Origin of the sequence: Faecalibacillus intestinalis, from assembly GCF_003024685.1 — a bacterium.
Classification (GTDB): domain Bacteria; phylum Bacillota_I; class Bacilli_A; order Erysipelotrichales; family Coprobacillaceae; genus Faecalibacillus; species Faecalibacillus intestinalis.
On record NZ_PYLQ01000002.1, the window covers coordinates 272,759 to 293,905 of the forward strand.

The following is a 21,147-nucleotide window of genomic DNA, read 5'->3' on the forward strand; positions in this document are numbered from 1 at the left end:
TCATCTATATTTTTTTATTTAACTATAATATAATATCCAAGTACAAAGTAAAATTGAATAATATTTATAGGTTTTAAATATTTAATATTTAAATTAAAAAGGAATCAGGTGAAATACCTGAACGGTCCCGCCGCCGTAATGTGGAGAATAAGCATCAAAGTCACTGGGAAACTGGGAAGACGCTTAAACAATGAAACAGAGTCGGAATACTTGCCTATATCTAAGGATACACTTTACGGAGTATAAAGTAGTTCTTCTAGATAAACTAGGATAACTATGCCTAGTTTTTATTTAGGAGTTATTTAATTTGAAGGGGGAAAGAATATGAAAATGAAAAAAATTGTATGCAGTCTTATGATTTCAGTATTATGTTTTATGACTGCTATTTCTGGTGTATCGGCAGCTTCTTATGATACATCAAAAATTAATGATGCTTATTCTAAAGTTGTTGAATATTATAAAAATAACAATACTTTAAATAATGCAGATAAAATTCTTGCTGTAGAATCTTTAGGGTTAGAAGCAGAAAGTAATCAATTTGATATTTCTTCAGTAGATTTTAGTAAAACATCACTTTCTAAAAAAATTGTAACAGAAGTTTTATTAGGAATTGATCCTACAAAAGACAAAGAAACATTAGAAAGCCAAATTGATGAAAATGGTAATGTTGAAGGTAGCTGGGGAGCTTCTTCAGATATTTGGACATTATATGCTTTATATGCTACATCATCAGAAAAAACAAATTTACTTGCTGATAAGTTAAATACAGATTTAGCATCATCTAGTGTTTGTGGTTATGAATGGGGTGGAGTTTACTATGCTGACTATGATACTACAGGATGGGTTATCGAAGGTTTAGCAGTTGTTAATAAAGAAAAATATGCCACTACTATTAATAAAGCAATTGATTATATAAAAAGTAATACAACTGTAAAAACAACAGGATGGATTACTACTGATAATGTAGATACTCAATCTCAAGTATTAGAAGGAATGTTTGCTTATGATGCAAATGCTTTATTAAATGATAATTATACTATTCATCCAGTTGATTGCCTTTTAAATACACAATTAAGCGATGGTTCATTCCCAAGTAGTTATAATGCTGAATATACTACTGCAGAAGTAGCAAAAACATTAGGTACATATAAAAATGGATCAGTAATTATTAAGGCAAAAAAAGCATATGATAAAATATTAAATCCAGAAGAACCTGATAATAAACAACCAACAAATGCTAATAGTACAGTTCAGTCAACACAACCAACTGAAAATTCAAATAAAAAATCTACTTCAGTAAAAACTGGAGATGAAACTAACATTGTTATCTTTGTTTCATTATCAATGGTATCTGGTGGATTATTCTTAGTATTAAGAAAAGAATATGAAAGAGTTCATTAATAAAATAAAAAATATGGATAAAACAAAAAGAATTGTAATATTATTTATTACAATTTCTTTTGTTTTTATTGGTGGTTTTTCAATTTATAATGGAGTTACTGGAAATTATCAAGATAATTCAGTAGCTCAAGTAAGTTCTATAAAAGAAAAAAATACTAAGGAAAAGAAAGAAGAAAAAAAATCAAAATCAGAAGAAGTTAATCAAACAGAAAAAAAGAAAGAAACTACACAAAAAGAAGAACAATCATCTTCTCAAGAAAACAATAAACAAACATCTTCTGAAGAAAAAAAAGAGTCAACAAATAATGAAAAAAAATCTACAAATACTACTGTACAAAGCAGCAGTAAGAACAGTAATGTAAATCATTCACAAAGTTCTACTAGTAATTCTCAAACAAATAGTGGACAATCAAGTAACAATCAATCTCAAAATTCTTCTAGTAATACCAATCAACAACCAAATACGGAAAAAATAAATGTAAGTATTCAAGTTATTGGGATGGGAAATACAATGATGTCTGGAACATTAAATGTTGATAAAAATAGTAATGCATTAAGTGTTTTAAAAACTTTAGCAGCTAAGAATGGAAAAGAAGTAGCTGGAAGTGATTACTATGTTTCAGGAATAGGTGGTTTATATGAAAAACAACATGGACCAATGTCAGGATGGATGTATAGTGTTAATGGTGTTGCACCTAATAAAGCAGCCATAAAATATGATTTAAATGACGGTGACCAAGTTGTTTGGTATTATGTAAATTATAATTAAGGAAATAAATTATGCATTCAAATAAAGTAAAAGAAATAAGTTTAATAGGAATATTAGCGGCAGTTAATATTGCTTCACGTATATATTTACAATTCTTACCCAATATTAAACCTGTAACATCTATTATTATTATATCAGTTATGTTATTTGGTTTAGGATTTGGTGTTAAGTTAAGTGTTGTTACAACAGTAGTTTCTAATTTATTTTTAGGAATGGGAACATGGACGTTCTTTCAAATATTAGCTTGGGTTGTTATTTGTTTAATTACTCAGTTTTTGATGGATTTTTTAAAGAAGATAAATAAGGAACCAAAACTGTTTCCTATGGCTTCCTTTTCCTTTTTTATGGGATATGTCTTTGGTATTGTTGTGTCACTTGAACAATTAATGTTAGGTGGTCCTTCTTTATATATTGTTTATTATATGGCAGGATTGTTATTTGATACTTTTCATGCAGTAGGAAACTTTTGTTTTTATTTAATATGTGCACCTATTTTAATGAAAGTATTAAAAAAGGAATCAGAAAGAATAAGATTAAAACAAGACTAAGTTCTTGTTTTTCTTTTTGATTGAATTATAATTAAATAAGAATTTATCATGAAAGGAAGAGTTTTATGATTGTAAATGAAGAAGCAGTTAAAAAGATATTAGAAGAAGTAAAACCAGCAAAATTAGTTGCAGCTACAAAATATGTAGATGTTAAAGAAATTGAAAAATTAGAAAAATTAGGAGTTACTTGTTTTGGTGAAAACAGAGTACAAGCCTTTTTAGAAAAGTATGAAAATTATCATGGTAATGGTGAGTTTCAATTTATTGGAACTCTACAACCAAATAAAGTGAAATATATTATTGATAAGGTGACATTGATTCATGCAGTAGATCGTTATTCTTTATTAAAAGAAATTGAAAAACAAGCCGCTAAAAGAGATTTAGAAATGCCTGTTTTAATTCAAGTAAATATTGCTAAAGAAGAAAGTAAACATGGTTTTGAAGTAGAAGAAATTGATGAAGTATTTAATAGTTTAAAAGATTATCCTCATGTCAAAGTAAGAGGACTTATGATGATGGCACCACATATTGAAAGTAGTGAAACTGAAAGGTATTTTAAAATGACACAAGAGCTTTTACAAAGACTTCAAAAAGATTATCCAATGTATCAATTGGATCAGTTATCAATGGGAATGTCTAATGATTATCATGAAGCTTTAAAACATGGATCAACAATGATTAGAATTGGAAGTGCTTTATTTAAATAGATATGAAAATATTTATTTTTTTGTTTAAATAATAAAATTTCAAATAATTTGACATAGTGTGACAAAAGCGTATAATGTTAGCAGCCGAACAAAAAAGGAGACATTTATGGAACATCGAATAGGAATGGAAATACGTGTTTTGTCTAAATATATGGGACGTTATTTAGATGATATTCATGGTATTGATTGTATGTTATCAGGACCGCAGGGGCTAATTCTTATTTATTTATGTGAAAATGATGAAGAAGTTTATCAAAAAGACATAGAAAAATATTTTAATATTAGAAGATCAACTGCAACAGGTCTTTTAAATTCTTTAGAAAAGAACGGATATATCACAAAAGAACCTGTTGAAAATGATAAACGTATGAAAAAAATCAAAGCAACTGAACATGCGTATAGTACAGTAGAAAAGATTGATAATCATGTTATTCAATTAGAAAAAATTATGTTAGATGGAATTGATGAAAAAGAAGTGAAACAATTTAGAAATACGATTTCTAAAATGACACTTAATTTAGTAAAGGAGTCAAAAAATGGATAAATTATATTACATGGGAATTGATGTAGGATCAACAACAGTAAAATTATATGTGGAAGATCAAGAACATCAATGTATCTATTCAAAATATCAAAGACACTACTCTGATGTTAAACCAGCAATAGAAAGTCTAATTAAAGAAGTTCAAGAACACCATGGAAACTTACCAGTTAAAGTAGTTATGACTGGATCAGGTGGGCTTTCTTTATCAAAACACTTAAATGTAGAATTCGTTCAAGAAGTGATTGCTTGTACAAAGACAGTAGAAACATATATTCCTGAATGTGATGTCGCAATCGAATTAGGTGGAGAAGATGCAAAAATCACTTATTTTGAATCAACTCTTGAACAAAGAATGAACGGAACTTGTGCAGGTGGTACAGGAGCTTTTATTGATCAAATGGCTTCTTTATTACAAACAGATGCTGCAGGATTAAATGAACTAGCTAAAAACTATGAAACAATTTATCCAATTGCTTCTCGTTGTGGTGTTTTCGCAAAAACAGATATCCAACCATTAATTAATGAAGGTGCAGCAAGAGAAGATATTGCTATTTCTATTTTCCAAGCAGTTGTTAATCAAACAATTAGTGGTCTTGCTTGTGGTAAACCTATTCGTGGTAAAGTTGCTTTCTTAGGTGGTCCTCTTTATTTCTTAGATCAATTACGTGCACGTTTTATTGAATCATTAAATTTAAAAGATGAAGATGTTATTTTCCCTCAAAACTCTCAATTATTCGTTGCTATGGGAGCTTGTTTACTTGCTAGAGAAGATAAAATTAAACAAACAAGTATAGATGAATTAGTGAATATTTTAGATTCATTAAAAGATGGTATTTCTGATGAAACAGATACTTTGAAACCATTATTTGAAACAGAAGAAGATCGTATTGAATTTAGAAATAGACACTACCGTACAAAAGTAAAGAAAAGAGATTTAAATACATATCAAGGAAAAGCTTTCTTAGGTGTAGATGTTGGTTCGACAACATCTAAAGCTGTACTAGTTGATGAAGATGGTTCTGTATTATACACATTCTATTCATCTAATGAAGGAAATCCTATTGAAGTCGTACGTAAAATCTTAAAAGAAATCTATGAAATCTTACCTAAAGGAGTAGAACTTGTTCATGCTGGGTCAACTGGATATGGTGAAGCTTTAATTAAATCTGCATTTAAAATGGATGTCAGTGAAGTAGAAACAATCTCTCACTTTACAGCCGCTAAATATTTTAAAGATGATGTTTCATTTATCTTAGACATCGGTGGACAAGATATGAAAGCTATCAAGATCGAAGATGGTATTATTCAAGATATCTTATTAAATGAAGCTTGTTCATCAGGATGTGGATCATTTATTGAAACATTCGCAAAATCATTAGGATACAATGTTGCTGATTTCGCTAATCTAGCTTTACAATCAACAGCACCAATTGATTTAGGATCACGTTGTACTGTATTTATGAACTCTAAAGTAAAACAAGCACAAAAAGAAGGAGCTAAGATTGAAGATATTTCTGCAGGTCTTGCTTATTCTGTTATTAAAAATGCTTTATATAAAGTTATTAAATTACGTTCGCCTGAAAGTATTGGTAAATCAGTATTAGTACAAGGTGGAACATTCTATAATGAATCTGTTTTAAGAGCTTTTGAACAAGAAACAGGAATCAAAGCGATTCGTCCAGATATCGCTGGATTAATGGGTGCTTTTGGTATTGCTTTAATTGCTAGAGAAAGATATCAAGGACAAGGAACAACATTACTTAATAAGGAACAAGTTGATGCTTTCGGTTATGAAAGTACAATTCGTTATTGTCAAAAATGTACAAATCATTGTATGTTAACAGTTTCTTCATTTAATGATGGTAGTGAACATATCAGTGGAAACAGATGTGAAAGAGGAGCAAACTTACCTCCTAAATCAAAACAATTACCAAACTTATATGATTATAAATATCGTCGAGTTTTCAATTATCGTTCATTAACGGCTAAAGAAGCAAAACGTGGAACAGTAGGTATTCCTCGTGTCTTGAATATGTATGAAAATTATCCTTTCTGGCATACATTATTTACTGATTTAAAATTCAGAGTAGTCTTATCACCACGTTCAAGTAAAAAAATCTATGAAAAAGGAATTGAATCTATTCCATCAGAAAGTGTATGTTATCCAGCTAAATTATCACATGGACATATTGAAAGTTTAATTGAAAAAGGAATTAAATATATTTTCTATCCTTCAGTAGCTTATGAAAGAAAAGAAAATGTTACTCAAGGAAATCATTACAACTGTCCAGTCGTAACTTCTTATCCAGAAGTTATTAGAAATAACGTAGATAACTTAGAAACAAATGAAATCATCTTTAGAAATCCATTCATGGATTTAAGTAACCGAAAAACAATGTTTACAAACTTAAAAGATGAATTTAAATCATTTGGAATTAGTGATAAAGAATTAAAAGCAGCAATTGAACATGCTTATGAAGAACTACAACAATGCCGTTTAGATATTCAAGGAGAAGGGGAAACAGTCCTTGCATATTTAAAAGAAAATAATATGACAGGTGTTGTTTTATCAGGTAGACCATACCATGTTGATCCAGAAATCAACCATGGATTGGCTGATTTAATTACTGGTGAAGGCATGGCTGTTTTAACAGAAGACAGTGTTTGTCATTTAGATAAAGAATTAGAAGAATTACGTGTTGTGGATCAATGGACATATCACTCAAGAATGTATCATGCAGCATCTTTTGTATCATCACAACCTAATTTACAATTAATTCAATTAACATCATTTGGTTGTGGGTTAGATGCTGTAACATCAGATCAAGTAGCTGAAATCTTAAATGCGAGAAATAAAATCTATACACTTATTAAAATTGATGAAGGAAGTAACTTAGGTGCTATTCGTATCCGTATCCGTTCCTTAAAAGCAACAATTGATAAACAAGAAAATAAAGAAATTGATTTATCTAAAAAATATAAACCAGTGAAAGTACCATTCACTAAAGAAATGAAAGATGATCGTTGGACAATTCTATGTCCACAAATGTCACCAATCCATTTCCAATTTGTTGAAAAGGCAATGCAAGAAAGTGGTTATAACTTAAAAGTTTTACCATCAGTAGATAAAGGAGCTACTGAAGCAGGATTAAAATATGTCAACAATGATGCCTGCTATCCAAGTATCCTTGTTGCTGGACAAATGATGGAAGCTTTAACAAGCGGTGAATATGATGTCAACAAAACAGCCTTGATCATTTCTCAAACAGGTGGTGGATGTCGTGCGACAAACTATATCGGATTTATCCGTAAAGCTTTAAAAGATGCTGGTTTAGAACAAGTACCAGTTATCAGTGCCAACTTACAAGGTATCGAATCAAACCCAGGATTTAAAATTACTTATCCTCTTGCTAAGAAAGTTATTATCGGTGCAATGTATGGAGATTTATTCATGAGAGTCCTTTATCGTGTAAGACCATATGAAAAAGAAAAAGGAAGTGCTAATAGACTTTATCAATCATGGGTAGAAAAATGTATGAAAAATATTGAAACAGGTAGCATGAAAGAATTTAAGAAAAATGTTTATCAAATCGTAAAAGATTTTGATGAATTACCTTTATTGGATATCAAGAAACCAAGAGTTGGTTTAGTAGGAGAAATCCTTGTTAAATTCCATCCAACTGCTAATAATCAAATTGTTGATATTATTGAAAGAGAAGGTGGAGAAGCAGTTATGCCTGATTTAATTGATTTCTTCCAATATTGTTTCTATTCAACAACATTTGAAAGAAAACATTTCAATGCGACAGCTAAAGCTGCTAAGCTATGTGAATTCGCAGTTAAAGCCGTTGATTTCTTAAGAAAAGATATGATCAAAGCTTTAGAAAAATCAAAACGTTTTGCTCCACCAGCTTCTATTGAACATCTTGCTGATAAAGCTAAAGAAGTTGTTTCAATTGGTAACCAAACGGGTGAAGGTTGGTTCTTAACTGGTGAAATGATTGAACTTATTGAAAGTGGAGCACCAAATATTGTATGTATGCAACCATTTGGATGTTTACCTAACCATGTTACTGGTAAAGGAGCAATCAAAGCTTTAAGAAAGAAATATCCTCAAAGTAATATTGTTGCTGTAGATTATGATCCAGGAGCAAGTGAAGTTAACCAATTAAATCGTATTAAATTAATGTTATCGACAGCATTTAAAAACTTAAATAAATAGAAAAATAGTGGTTCATTTTTGAACCACTATTTATATTTTGATAAGATTGCAGGTTGATAACATCATATTTGTTTTATTAATTGAATAATGATTTTTAATAGCACAAATGATTAAACTATCTCTACTTTCTTTATAGGATAATGTTTCACATTCAGCAAGAGAAAGCATAAAGTTTGTTTTCTTTAAATCAATATTTAAAACTAAACTCATTTGAATAAGATCATCTCTTTGAGGTGGAATTTTTCCATTAAGAATACCATTCAAAGTGTTTTCATCAATTCTTGTTTCATTATATAACTTGATTGTAGGAATACAGTAATATCCTAATAAAGCATAAAAATAAGTTAAAAAATCTAAATTTGGAAATTCGTGTTTTACTTCATCAATATTGGCACATGTATCAACAAGCATAAATAATCTATCGGCATTCATCATATCACCTACTTATTATAATTCTAACCCCTTTTAAATCATTGAACAAGTTTAAAAATATTTATTTTACTAATAATATTTTATAATAATAGTTTTAAAAAGATTGTAGAAAAAAAGAAGTTAAAAAAGGATATAAAATCTAAATAATTTGCATAAAATAGTATAAAAGAGTATGATATGAATAAGAAGGGGATGTTTATTATGTGCTTAGGATTATTAATGATGCTCTTGGCAGGTAGTGTAGTTTATTTTGGTAAGAGTTATTTTGAATATAAATTGAGGGAAGAGTAATCTAGCATTCGCTAGATTATTTTTTTTAAAATGAAAAAACTGATTAGTCTACTTGTATTATTTTTATTATGTGGATGTTTTCCACAATCTTACCAAAATATAGAAAATAAATTTAAACAAGATCAATGTTTTAAATATCATTATCAGCTTTTAAATAAAAAACAAAAACAACTCTATCAAATAATTTATAATATTGCTCATACAAGAAAACAAAATATTTATATTAAAGAAAAACAGATAGATAAAGTAAGTAAAATTGTTAATGCAGTTTTAAAGGATCACCCAGAGTTATTTTATATTAAGGAATGGTCTCTTAATACAAATGGTCTTTTTAATTTTGAATATAGTATGAAAGAAAAAGAAATTCTTAAAGATCAAAAAAGGATAAAGAAAATTGTCAAACAACTAAAAGAGGATACACAAGATTTAAAATCCTATCAAAAAATAAAATATATTTATGATGATGTTATTACTCATTGTAAGTATAATGAACAAGCAAAATATAACCAAGAAATAATCAGTGTTCTTATTAATCATCAATCAGTTTGTAGTGGTTATGCAAAAACAATGCAATATCTACTCAATCAATTGCATTTTAAAGCAACATTTTTAACAGGGAAAACAATAAAAGGAAGAAAAGACAAACATGCAATAAATATGATAAAATATGACAATGATTATTATTATATAGATGCAACCTGGGGTGATTTAGTATTAGATGATGAGGAAATCATCAATAATAATTATTTGATGTTTGATAGTCAAACAATGAAACAAATGTATGATTTAGATGATCATTATAAAATAACTAAAAATGATAAACATACTTATTTTAAAGAAGAAGGGTTGTATTTTGATTTATATCAATTAAATACTTTAAAAGCTAAAATAAATAAAAATCAAAGAGAATGTTATTTTCAATTTTCAAATGAAGTATATAATGATGCTAAAGAAAGATTAACAAAAAAAGGAGATGCCTATCGTTTAATAGAAGGGGTAGATCATATTCAATATATCACGAATGATCAATTGAAGACGATTTATTTAAAATGGTAAAGTTATGAAAAGAATTAATGAAATTGTTGTTGTTGAAGGAAAAACAGATAGCCAATTATTAAAAGAATTATATGATGTAGATACTATTGAAACACATGGACTAGGATTAGATGATAAAACATTAGAGCTTATTAAAGAGGCTAGTAAGACAAGAGGTGTTATTGTTTTAACAGATCCAGATTATCCAGGTTTAAGGATTAGAAACCAAGTGGAGAAATATGTACAAAATTGTAAACATGCTTTTGTTGATAGAAAAGATGCAATTGGTAAAAAGAAACTAGGTATTGCTGAAGCAAATAAAGAAGCTGTAAAGAAAGCAATTGAAAATGTTGTTACATTTTCAAATCAAGAAGAAAGTATTTCTTGGAAAGAGTTTTTAGAATTAGATATTATTGGAGATAAAAAGAAAAGATTAAAGGTTTATGATTTATTTCATTTAGGATATGGCAATGCAAAAACTTTGTTTAAAAGATTAAATATGGTGGGTATTTCCAGGGAAATGATAGAGAAGGAGTTAGAGAATGAAGGATATAGCGACTAAAAGTACAACTCAATATATATTAGATAAATATGATTTATATCCTAAAAAGAAATATGGGCAAAACTTTTTAATTGATCCTCATGTCGTAGAAAAAATCGTTCGTTGTTCAAGTGTTAATGAAAAATGTGCAGTGATTGAAGTAGGACCTGGAATTGGTGCTTTAACTCAAGTATTAGCACGTTATGCAGGATATGTAAGAAGCTATGAAATAGATACACGTTTTAAAGGAGTCTATGAAGAGTTTTTAAATCAGGAAAATATTGAGATTGTTTTTGAAGATTTTTTAAAAGTAAATTTAGAGGATTTAATGACTTTAAAGGATAAGTATGAAAAAGTTATTTTAGTAGCCAATTTGCCTTATTATATTACAACTCAAATTATTGAAAAGGTTTTAACTGAAAGTAAAGTTATTGATGAAATTGTCGTGATGGTACAAAAAGAAGTGGCTTTAAAATATACAAGCGATTATAAAAGTCCACTGATGTATATGATTGAAGATATGGGTAAAATTGAATATATGTTTACAGTAAGTCAAAATGTTTTTATTCCTGCACCTCATATTGATAGTGCTATTTTAAAGATTACAATTAATAAGGAAGCTAATTTAGATTTATATAAAGTATTAAATAGTGCTTTTAAACAAAGAAGAAAAACGATTTATAATAATTTAAAACAAGAATATCAAAATGCATTAGATGTTTTAAATGAAAATCAAATAGATCAAAAATTAAGATGTGAACAACTTACATTAGAAGATTATCAGGCTATCACAAAATCATTATATAAACATACTATATAATGGTGATAGAATGAAGATAGGTGATATTGTAAGTAGAAAAAAATATCATCAAGATATTATTTTTGAAGTCATTGATATACAAGAAAATATTTGTTATTTAAGAGGAATAGAGTATCGTCTTATTGCGGATAGTGAAATAGATGATTTAGAGCTTGTTCAAGAGAAAAGAGTAATAGAAGATGTGCATTTACCACAAGAAAAATGTTTAAAGGGAAGTGTTTTACATTTAGATGGAGATCCTTCTTATTTAAAGATGTGTATGAAAAAATATCAAGAATATGGTATTAGAGCATATGGTTATTATTTTAAAGAAGAAGAGTTTGCTAGTAAAATAACCAACCTATTAAAAAAACATAATCCACATCTTTTAGTCATTACAGGACATGATGCCTTGAAAAAAAATGGACATAAAAGAAATAGTCAAGATTATTTGCACAGTTTAGATTTTGTAGAAGCAATCAAAAAGGCTAGAGAATATCAACCCGACAAAGATGCATTAGTAATCTTTGCAGGAGCGTGTCAGTCATACTATGAACTTCTAGTAGCGAGTGGTGCTAACTTTGCATCAAGTCCTTCAAGAAAAAATATTCATGCGTTAGATCCTGTTATTATCACAACTCAAATCGCAAGTACAAATATTAAAGAGTATGTTGATTTAGAAAAAGTTATAGAGAAAACCTCTTTTAAACAATTAGGCGTTGGTGGAATTGATACAAGAGGGGTTGCCAGAAATTTGTATCCGAGGTAATGAAAAATGAAAGTAAGAGCATATGCAAAAGTAAATTTAGCGTTAGATGTTGTAAGAAAAAGAGAAGATGGATATCATGATTTAGAAATGATCATGGCACCTATTACTTTACATGATCTCATTTATATTAATGTCATTGATGAAGGAATTGAAATTGAGTCAAATAGTAAGATCGTTCCTACCAATCAAAGAAATATTATGTATAAAGTTGCTAAGTTGATGCAAGAAAGATACGGATTAAAAAAAGGTGTTAAGATCTTTGTCTATAAGCATATTCCAACGCAAGCAGGATTAGCTGGTGGAAGTGCTGATGGAGCAGCAGTTATTAAAGCTATGAATAAATTATTTCATTTAAATTTATCTTATGAAGAAATGGCTGCTTTAGGAAAAGAAGTAGGAGCAGATATTCCATTTTGTATTTATGAAAAAACAGCTTTTGTTGAAGGTGTTGGTGAAAAATTACAATTTATTGATGAACCTTTTGAAGCTTATTTATTACTTGTAAAACCTAAAAAAGGTGTTTCAACTCAAAAAGCATTTACTTCATTAGATTTATCTAAGGTAAAACATCAAGATTGCAGAAAGATGAAAAAAGGAATTGAAATGAATGATTATCAAGCAGTTATTGATAATCTACAAAATACATTAGAACTTCCTTCTATTAAAATGGTGCCACAAATTAAAGAAATCAAAAAAGAAATGATGAAGTTAGGTTTTGATGGAGCTTTAATGTCAGGAAGTGGTTCATGTGTATTTGGTATTACTAGAAATCAAGAAATTATGAATAAAGGATATGAATTCTTTAGAAAACGTTATTTTTTTGTTAGAAAATCGAAAATTTTAAACAAGGAAGAAAATCTGTGATAAGATTTTCTTTTTTTGAAAAGATGTAGGAATTTGCAATAAATTGTCTTATTCATCTTTAATTATGAGTTATATTTTGTTAGAATGACGTCGTAGAGGGGTGTGACGATGAAAACTTACGCAGTAGTAATGGCTGCCGGAAAAGGTACAAGAATGAAATCCGACAAGCCTAAAGTAGTACATGAAGTTTTATATAAACCTATGGTTTGTCATATCGTTGATGAATTAAAAGGTTTAGGTGTTGATGGTATTTATGTTATTGTTGGACATAAAGCTGAAGAAGTCATGAAACTTGTTGATGGTGTTGAGTTCGTAATGCAAAAAGAACAATTAGGAACTGGACATGCATTGATGCAAGCAAAAGATGTTTTAGGAGATAAAGAAGGAACAACTATTGTTTTAAATGGTGATGCACCATTAATTACTAAAGAAACATTACAAGGGTTAATTCAATATCATAATGAACATCAAATGAAAGGAACAGTCATGACATGTGATTGTGACTTAAATAAGAAATTTGGTCGTATTATTAGAGAAAATGATCAAGTCAAAGGTATTGTTGAGTATAAAGATTGTACAGATGAACAAAGAAATATTTCTGAAATGAATGTTGGAGAATATTGCTTTGATAATGCTGCTTTATTTAAAGCATTAGAATCAGTAACAAATAACAATGCTCAAAATGAATACTATATTACAGATGTAATTGAAATTATGAATCATCAAAATTTAAATGTTGGTGGTTATAAAATTGATGACTTATCAGAAGTTGGTGGAATTAATGATAAGTTTGAATTACAAGAAGCAACAAAACAATTACAATATCGTATTAATAAAAAACATCTATTAGATGGTGTAAACATTGTAGATATGACAAATACTTATATTGGTAGAGATGTAGTTATTGGTCATGATACTACAATTGAACCAGGATGTATTATTAAGGGAAAAACAGTGATTGGTAATGGTTGTCATATTGGACCTTATTGTGAATTTGATAATGTAGAAATCAAAGATAACGTAGAAATTAAATTCTCTGTTATTGCTGATTCGATTATTGAAAACGGTGTTGATATCGGACCATATGCAAGACTTAGAAATCATTGTCATATCTTAGAAAATGTCCACATGGGTAACTTTGTGGAAATGAAAAAAGCGACTTTTGGTAAAGGAAGTAAAGCTGCGCACTTAAGCTATATTGGAGATGCGACAGTTGGTGAAAACGTAAATATTGGCTGCGGTACTATTACTAGCAACTATGATGGAAAAAATAAATTCCAAACAGTAATTGAAGACAACGTTTTCGTTGGCTGCAATTCTAATTTAGTTGCTCCTGTAACTGTTGGTAAAAATGCATTTATTGCTGCTGGATCAACAATTACAGATGAAGTTCATGAAGATGCTTTTGCAATTGCTAGAAGTAGACAAGTGAACAAAGAAGGTTATAGTAAAGTATTAGAAGAAAAAAGAAATAAAATAGGAAAATAGGGGTAAAAGAAAAAATGAAAAACAAAATTACAGTATTTGCTTTATCATCATCAGTAGAATTAGCACAAGATATTTGTGATAATTTAGGTTGTGAAATGGGAAAATCAAAAGTTCACCATTTCGCTGATGGAGAAATCTTAGTTGAAATTGATGAATCAGTTCGTGGAAAAGATGTTTTCATTGTCCAATCAACATCTAATCCTGTTACTGAAAACTTAATGGAAATCTTAGTTTTAGCAGATGCCTTAAAAAGAGCATCAGCTGGAGAAATTACAGCTATCATGCCATACTTTGGATATGCTAGACAAGATAGAAAAGCAAAGCCTAGACAACCAATTACATCTAAATTAGTTGCTGATTTATTAACAACTGCTGGTGTTAATCGTGTTGTAACAATTGATTTACATGCTGCACAAATCCAAGGATTCTTCAATATTCCTGTAGATGATATGCAAGCATTACCATTAATCTGTAATTATTTCAAAAATAAAAACTTAGATGATATCTGTGTTGTTTCACCAGATCATGGTGGAGCTACTCGTGCTCGTAAAATGGCAGTTGCTTTAGATTGTCCAGTAGCTATCATTGATAAAAGAAGACCAAAACCTAACGTTGCTGAAATCATGGGTGTATTAGGTGATGTTGAAGGTAAAAACTGTATCATGATTGATGATATGATCGATACAGGTGGAACTATTGTAGCAGGTATTGATATGTTACTTGAAAAAGGTGCTAAAAATGTATTTGTTGCATGTACACACCCAGTATTCTCAGGACCTGCTGTTGAAAGATTGAAAAACTGTTCAGCTAAAGAAGTAGTTGTAACTGATACAATTATCTTACCTGAAGAAAAGAAATTCGATAAATTAAAAGTTGTTTCAGTAGCTTCATTACTTGCTAAAACAATTGAAAGTATTGAAAATAATTTACCAGTAAGTGATGTTTTCCAAGAATTTGATTTCGAAAAATAATATAAAAAATAAAAGTCTTCCTTTGATGGAAGGCTTTTTTGTTTCACATGTAAAACATCTATAAAAGTGTAGTTATATCAACAAATAATCATAAAATAGTATCTTTTATGTTACACACCTGAAACAAAATAAAATATTGAAAAATGGGAAAAAAATGCTAAACTCTCTTTAGTTAGTTTAAGCTAACTTACAAAAGGGAGGTCAACATGAAAAAATTATTAAAAATAACATTAGCCCTAATGATGGCATTATGTTTACAACTTACATCATTTAATTCAGTACATGCATTAAATAATGATTTATCAAAAGCAGGAACATATCAAGTTCCAATCAAAAGTTTAACAAGTGCTGCACCAATTCCAGCAGTACAAACAGCTTTTGCAAAAGCATTTGGAGATTCATTAGAAGTAACAGTAAATGAAGATGGAAAAATGCAAGCAATTGCTACTTTACAAAATATGATTATTAATTTAGGGAAAGAATATTATGCAAATGTTCTAACAATTGCTAATGGTACAACACTTTCAACAAAAGTTGAAAAGTCTACACAAGGGATGGGTGGACAAACAGTAGATGTAGAAGTTCCTGAAAAGATTTTATTTGATTTACCTCAATTAGATGAAAATAATTCAACAGTATTATCTATTACAGTTGATTTTATGAATACTTTTTTAGGTGGAGGAAAAGATTATCCTACAAATGTAACATTAACATTAGATTTAGATAATGTTCAACAATTACAAAAAGAATATGTTTTAGAAGATGGTACATATAATGTTCCAGTTGATGTTTTAAAAGAAAATAGTGATGGTCAATCAATGGCAGCTAAGGCAATTGAATCAGCACAAATAAATGTTAACAATAATGAAGTGACTGTTACATTAAAATTAAAAGAAATGACAATATATGGTCAAACAGCTTCAGTTGATAAAATGGAATATCAATTAAAAGATGGAACATATCAAGAAGCAACAATTATTGAAGAAGAAAATGGACATCCAACAAAGGTTCAATTTAAATTAGATCAAAATGTAAAACTTACAAATGTTAAATTCTATTACGGCGGAAGTAATAGAGGTGCTACTGCTAGATTATCTTTAGATTTAGATCATCTAACAAAAGTAATTCCTTCTAGATTTAATCAAGATGGTACATATAGTGTAGATGTTGCATTATGGAATGCAACAAGTGATAAAGCATCTATGGCAGCTGCTGCTTTAGATTCTAAAGCTAAAATTATTGTTAAAGATGGAAAAGCAACAATGTATATTTCTACAAAAGAAATGTCATTTGGAACAATTAAAGCAAGTTTACAAGAATTCTATATTGGAAGTGCTCAAGAAGGTTATAAAAATCATAGTGCTACAATTATAGAAAAAGATACACAAGGTAATCCAACATTATGGTCATTTGAATTACCTCATGAAGATGAATATATCAATGTTATGATGAATCCACATGTTGCTATGATGGGTAATATGGATTTAGAAGCAAGAATTAAAGTTGATTATAGTACATTAACATATATTTCAGATAAAACTGAATTAGAAACAAATACTAAAAAAGAAGATCCAAAAGAAAATAATCAAAATCAAGCAAGTAATACAGCTACTGAAAATAAAACAGAAACTACAAAAGATAGTCAACAAGAAAGTCAAGCAGTAAAAACAGGAGATCAAGCCCCTATCACAATGATGAGTGTATTAGGTATGATTTCATTATTTATGTTTGTTGTTTTACAAAAAAAATATGAGGCATAAAATATGCCTCATTATTTCTATGGAGGAATTATGAAAAGAATATTACAGATAAATATTATTGCTTTGATGATGTTGTTATTTTTATCGCCAGTAAATGCTTTAAATGATGGTGCTTATTTAATAAGTCGTTCAACAAGTTATGTTAATCCTCTTACAGGTAAAACAGAAGATGGTGGAGAAAATATTGCTTTAGGTGATAGTATGGTAGGTAATATTGTTGAAGGACAATTATTACTTGAACAAACAGGAGGAAAATATTATATCACTGTAGGACTTGGATTAGCTTCTAATGTTAGTAATGTACGTTTTAAAGTCATGACATCAAGTGGTGCTATGTCTTCTGTATCAGCAACTAAAACAGGAAGTAGTAGTGCAAATGGAGATACAGTTAATCATTATAGAATACAAGTAAGTTCATTAGATATTTATATTAGTCCTATTATGTATGTAAGTCCTATGGGGAGAGATGTTCAGTTTTTTATTAAACCAAATATTTCCTCGGCAATATCTGGAACAGGTGTTTATAACAGCCAAATGATTCCACAAAGCCAAGCACCAACAACATCAACAGAAAATCAATCAAGTACAACAACTCAATCATCAACACCAACACAAAAAACACAAGAGGAAACAACTCCAGAAGCTGTTGAAAATACAGAAGCGTCACAAGCTACAGTAGGGACAATTACAAAAGAATCATTAATGGAAAATGCGACAGGATTAAGTAATCATTTAATTAATTCAAAAGGAAAAGTAGATACAAAATTAAAATTAACTACCAAAAATATAAAAAAGAAAAATAAAAAGGAACAAAAAGCAAGTTCTCATTATTCTTTATGGATTATTGGAGTCTTAGGAGTGATCGTTGTAGGAGGTGTAGTTTATGTTAAAAAAATCAAAAAATAGTTTTATTTTTATTTGTTTAATTTCTTTATTAACTGGATGTGTTAATCAAAATCAAGAAGTCCAAACAAGTGAAGAAGTAACAATTGCTGCTACATCTGTTTCTGTAACTGAAATATTAGACCAATTAGATGTACCAGCAAAACAGGTTGTTGGTATTCCTCAAAGTGATAGTTATTCAGTTCCTAAGAAATATAAAAAGGCAACTCAATTAGGAAATGCAATGTCACCAGATATGGAAAAACTTTCTACATTAAAACCAGATCTTATTTTAAGTCCTAATTCATTAGAAGGTGATTTAGCAAGTAAATATGAAAAAATAAAAATAAGTTCAAGTTTTTTAAATTTAAGAAGTTTATCAGGAATGTATAAGAGTATTGAAGAATTAGGAAAATTCTTCAATAAAGAAAAAAAAGCACAAAAATTAATTGATGATTATACAAATTATATGATTTCTTTTAGAGAAAAATATCAAAACAATGTGAGCCCACGTGTACTTATTTTAATGGGTCTTCCAGGAGGAAGTTATGTTGTAGCAACTGAATCTAGTTATGTTGGAGATTTAGTAAAATTAGCAGGTGGTACGAATATTTATGGAGATGGAAATGGGAAAGATTTTGTTAATGTAAGTGTAGAAGATATGTTAAAACAAAATCCTGATCTTATTTTAAGAACATCTCATGCCATGCCAAAACAAGTTATGGAGTATTTTCAACAAGAGTTTTCGAATAATCAAACTTGGCAACAATTTGATGCTGTTAAGAATAATAAAGTATATGATCTAAATAACGAATATTTTGGAATGAGTGCTAATTTTAATTATCAAAAAGGATTAGAAACATTAGAAGGAATTTTATATGAAAATCATTAAAAAGAATCCGTTATTATTTATATTAGGTTTAATGATTATTTTAGGAATATGTTTTTTTCTAGCAATTAATATAGGATCAATTAAAGTATCTTTTATACAACTAATGAAAGGTTTATTTATAGAATATAACAAAGATGTAGCAAGTATTTATCAAATACGTTTTCCTAGAGTTATTGTAACAATGCTTGTAGGGTGTGCATTAGCTTTATCTGGATTATTATTTCAAGTTGTTCTTAAAAATCCTTTAGCAGATCCTGGATTAATAGGAATAAGTGCAGGGGCAAATATTGTGAGTCTTTTAGTTGGTATTTTTTTACCTGATTTATATGTATTTAAACCAATGATTACATGTCTAGGAGGCTTAGTAACATTTATTATTATTTATAGTTTATCTTGGAAATCAGGTTTAAATACAACAAGAATTATTCTTGTTGGTGTAGCAATTCATTATACTATGAATGCCATTGTTTCTCTTATAGAAAGTATGTCAGCTTCTATTTCATCTTCAGTAGGAACAATTACTTTATATTCATGGAATGACGTATTTCTTTTAATGATTTATATTGTGCCAATTTTAATAATCTTACTTTTTTTAACACAAGCATGTGATTTATTAGGATTAGAAGATCGTACATTATTATCATTAGGAATCAATGTAAATACATATCGTTTTATTTTATCTTTATTAGCTGTTTTATTATGCAGTATATCTGTTGCTATTGCTGGAATATTAAGCTTTGTAGGTTTACTTGTGCCACATTTAGCACGTTTATGTGTAGGTAATCAACATAAATATCTTATTCCCACAACTGCCTTATGTGGAGCTATTATTTTATTAGTTGCTGATACAATAGGTAGAACATTGATGGCTCCTTATGAAATAAGTGCAGGAATTATTATGTCAATGATAGGTGGTCCAATATTTATTTTATTGTTAAAAAGGAGTTTATATGAAAGTTAATCATTTATCTTTTAGTTATAATCATCAATCTTATATGAAAGACATAAATATACAGTTTAAAGATCAAAAAACAACAACCATTATTGGACCTAATGGAAGTGGTAAATCAACACTTTTAATGTTATTAAGTCGTATTTATAAAATACAACAAGGATCAATTGAGTTAGATAATAAAAATATATGGGATTATAAAATTAAAGAATTTGCTAGAAAAGTAGCTGTTGTACATCAAAAGAATCAAGTATATGGGGATTTAAATGTTAGAACAATCATAGGTTATGGAAGATTACCTTATCTTAATTATCATCAATCTCTTTCAAAAGAAGATAAGCAAATAATAGATTGGGCAATAGAAGTCACAAATCTTAAAGAACATCAAAATAAAATGTTAAATAGCTTATCAGGAGGACAACAACAACGTGTTTGGATAGCTTTAGCTTTAGCACAAAAAACACCTATACTTTTATTAGATGAACCAACAACATATTTAGATATTAAAGCTCAAATAGAGACACTTAATTTATTAAGAAAAATAAACAAAGAATATCAAATCACTATTATTATGGTACATCATGATATTAATCAAGCAATTCATTATAGTGATGAAATTATAGCAATGAAAAATGGACAACTGATGTTTCAAGGAAAACCTCATGAAGTGATTAATCAAAAGACTTTAAAAGAAGTTTATGATTATGATTTAAATGTTATAAAAAATAATGAAGAATTATTTGTATTAAATTATCAATAAAAATGTATCAACTTATAGATTTAAGGGCGCTCTAAATAATCGAGTGCTTTAGCGAAATTCGCTCTAAATTATTAAGGGGGATATTGATGTGAAATCAGTATCCCCTCTAAAATATTCAGTGCTTTTTTAAGAGGAAAATTAGGATGATGTCTGGTCCTGGTGTTCCTCCTTTTATTTGTTTTCTATTTTTATTTTATTTTTTGTAGGTTCCTCTAGGATTTCCTATACGTTTTATTCTGTCTGTATGTTCATTCATTGTGTAAGTTTCATATTTGTTTTGAGAATATAGGATTCTGTTTCTTGCACGTTGAAAATTGGACATACCATTTGCATTGGATAAGATCTTCTTTACATAATTGTTTTTACCTTCACATGGTCCATTAGATATACGTCTGTCATTTATCCATGTAAAAGAGTTGAGTATTTCTTCTTTCCAATGTTCAAGCGTCACCGCAACACTTATACTTTCTTCCACATGTGTATGTTTGAATTTTTTAATTACTGCATTGAGTTCCTTTCT

Annotated in this window: 20 protein-coding genes and 1 riboswitch; of the genes, 18 read left to right on the forward strand and 2 right to left on the reverse strand. The window is 28.8% G+C overall.

Annotated features, from left to right (window positions below):
* Positions 1–51: 51 nt before the first annotated feature.
* A riboswitch (cobalamin riboswitch) is annotated at positions 52–232 on the forward strand.
* A 92-nt stretch (positions 233–324) separates the two neighbouring features.
* From C7U54_RS02940 to C7U54_RS02965, 6 genes are all read left to right on the forward strand, one after another.
* Positions 325–1,401 carry a hypothetical protein gene (locus C7U54_RS02940; protein WP_107029249.1) on the forward strand — a complete coding sequence of 359 codons (1,077 nt, stop codon included), beginning with the start codon at positions 325–327 and terminating at the stop codon, positions 1,399–1,401.
* The gene (locus C7U54_RS02945; RefSeq protein ID WP_107029250.1) at positions 1,385–2,170 is read left to right on the forward strand and encodes a DUF4430 domain-containing protein; all 786 of its coding nucleotides are present in this window, start codon (positions 1,385–1,387) and stop codon (positions 2,168–2,170) included. Before C7U54_RS02940 ends, C7U54_RS02945 begins: the two co-directional genes overlap by 17 nt.
* An 11-nt stretch (positions 2,171–2,181) precedes the next feature.
* Positions 2,182–2,718: an ECF transporter S component gene (locus C7U54_RS02950; protein WP_241522559.1), complete on the forward strand. Its 537-nt coding sequence runs from the start codon at positions 2,182–2,184 to the stop codon at positions 2,716–2,718.
* A gap of 65 nt (positions 2,719–2,783) precedes the next feature.
* Positions 2,784–3,425, forward strand: a complete 642-nt coding sequence (locus C7U54_RS02955; protein WP_107029252.1) for a YggS family pyridoxal phosphate-dependent enzyme — start codon at positions 2,784–2,786, stop codon at positions 3,423–3,425.
* A 106-nt stretch (positions 3,426–3,531) separates the two neighbouring features.
* A complete protein-coding gene (locus tag C7U54_RS02960) occupies positions 3,532–3,969 on the forward strand; it encodes a MarR family winged helix-turn-helix transcriptional regulator (protein WP_022001094.1) in 438 nt (145 codons plus the stop codon).
* The gene (locus C7U54_RS02965) at positions 3,962–8,191 is read left to right on the forward strand and encodes a 2-hydroxyacyl-CoA dehydratase (protein ID WP_107029253.1); all 4,230 of its coding nucleotides are present in this window, start codon (positions 3,962–3,964) and stop codon (positions 8,189–8,191) included. Before C7U54_RS02960 ends, C7U54_RS02965 begins: the two co-directional genes overlap by 8 nt.
* Before the next feature lie 30 nt (positions 8,192–8,221).
* On the opposite strand, the gene C7U54_RS02970 is transcribed toward C7U54_RS02965, so the two are convergent.
* Positions 8,222–8,623, reverse strand: a complete 402-nt coding sequence (locus C7U54_RS02970; protein WP_107029254.1) for a hypothetical protein — start codon at positions 8,621–8,623, stop codon at positions 8,222–8,224.
* Between the two features lie 321 nt (positions 8,624–8,944).
* Between C7U54_RS02970 and C7U54_RS02975 the strand changes: the two genes are divergently transcribed.
* From C7U54_RS02975 to C7U54_RS03030, 12 genes are all read left to right on the forward strand, one after another.
* Positions 8,945–9,970: a transglutaminase domain-containing protein gene (locus tag C7U54_RS02975; protein WP_107029255.1), complete on the forward strand. Its 1,026-nt coding sequence runs from the start codon at positions 8,945–8,947 to the stop codon at positions 9,968–9,970.
* 4 nt (positions 9,971–9,974) lie between these two features.
* The gene (rnmV, locus tag C7U54_RS02980) at positions 9,975–10,511 is read left to right on the forward strand and encodes a ribonuclease M5 (protein WP_107029256.1); all 537 of its coding nucleotides are present in this window, start codon (positions 9,975–9,977) and stop codon (positions 10,509–10,511) included.
* A complete protein-coding gene (rsmA, locus tag C7U54_RS02985) occupies positions 10,492–11,310 on the forward strand; it encodes a 16S rRNA (adenine(1518)-N(6)/adenine(1519)-N(6))-dimethyltransferase RsmA (protein WP_022001672.1) in 819 nt (272 codons plus the stop codon). Before rnmV ends, rsmA begins: the two co-directional genes overlap by 20 nt.
* A 10-nt stretch (positions 11,311–11,320) precedes the next feature.
* Positions 11,321–12,058 (forward strand): sporulation peptidase YabG, encoded by a 738-nt coding sequence (locus tag C7U54_RS02990; protein WP_032091131.1) that lies wholly within the window; start codon positions 11,321–11,323, stop codon positions 12,056–12,058.
* A gap of 6 nt (positions 12,059–12,064) precedes the next feature.
* A complete protein-coding gene (gene ispE / locus C7U54_RS02995) occupies positions 12,065–12,922 on the forward strand; it encodes a 4-(cytidine 5'-diphospho)-2-C-methyl-D-erythritol kinase (RefSeq protein WP_107029257.1) in 858 nt (285 codons plus the stop codon).
* 108 nt (positions 12,923–13,030) lie between these two features.
* Positions 13,031–14,410, forward strand: coding sequence for a bifunctional UDP-N-acetylglucosamine diphosphorylase/glucosamine-1-phosphate N-acetyltransferase GlmU (gene glmU, locus C7U54_RS03000; RefSeq protein ID WP_032091132.1), 1,380 nt, complete (start codon positions 13,031–13,033; stop codon positions 14,408–14,410).
* A gap of 14 nt (positions 14,411–14,424) precedes the next feature.
* Complete coding sequence (locus C7U54_RS03005; protein WP_107029258.1) at positions 14,425–15,381, forward strand: ribose-phosphate diphosphokinase; 957 nt, start codon at positions 14,425–14,427, stop codon at positions 15,379–15,381.
* A 206-nt stretch (positions 15,382–15,587) separates the two neighbouring features.
* Positions 15,588–17,141 (forward strand): NEAT domain-containing protein, encoded by a 1,554-nt coding sequence (locus tag C7U54_RS03010; RefSeq protein WP_107029259.1) that lies wholly within the window; start codon positions 15,588–15,590, stop codon positions 17,139–17,141.
* Between the two features lie 30 nt (positions 17,142–17,171).
* Positions 17,172–18,047, forward strand: a complete 876-nt coding sequence (locus tag C7U54_RS03015; RefSeq protein ID WP_193448601.1) for a heme-binding Shp domain-containing protein — start codon at positions 17,172–17,174, stop codon at positions 18,045–18,047.
* On the forward strand, positions 18,025–18,915 hold the full coding sequence (gene isdE, locus C7U54_RS03020; protein ID WP_107029260.1) for a heme ABC transporter substrate-binding protein IsdE: 891 nt from the start codon (positions 18,025–18,027) through the stop codon (positions 18,913–18,915). Before C7U54_RS03015 ends, isdE begins: the two co-directional genes overlap by 23 nt.
* The gene (locus tag C7U54_RS03025) at positions 18,902–19,876 is read left to right on the forward strand and encodes a FecCD family ABC transporter permease (protein ID WP_107029261.1); all 975 of its coding nucleotides are present in this window, start codon (positions 18,902–18,904) and stop codon (positions 19,874–19,876) included. The genes isdE and C7U54_RS03025 overlap by 14 nt, the downstream gene beginning before the upstream one ends.
* A complete protein-coding gene (locus C7U54_RS03030) occupies positions 19,866–20,627 on the forward strand; it encodes an ABC transporter ATP-binding protein (protein ID WP_107029262.1) in 762 nt (253 codons plus the stop codon). Before C7U54_RS03025 ends, C7U54_RS03030 begins: the two co-directional genes overlap by 11 nt.
* Before the next feature lie 193 nt (positions 20,628–20,820).
* Here the strand turns inward: C7U54_RS03030 and C7U54_RS03035 are convergent.
* On the reverse strand, positions 20,821–21,147 hold a 327-nt coding region (locus C7U54_RS03035; protein WP_146137614.1), incomplete at its 5' end, for a transposase.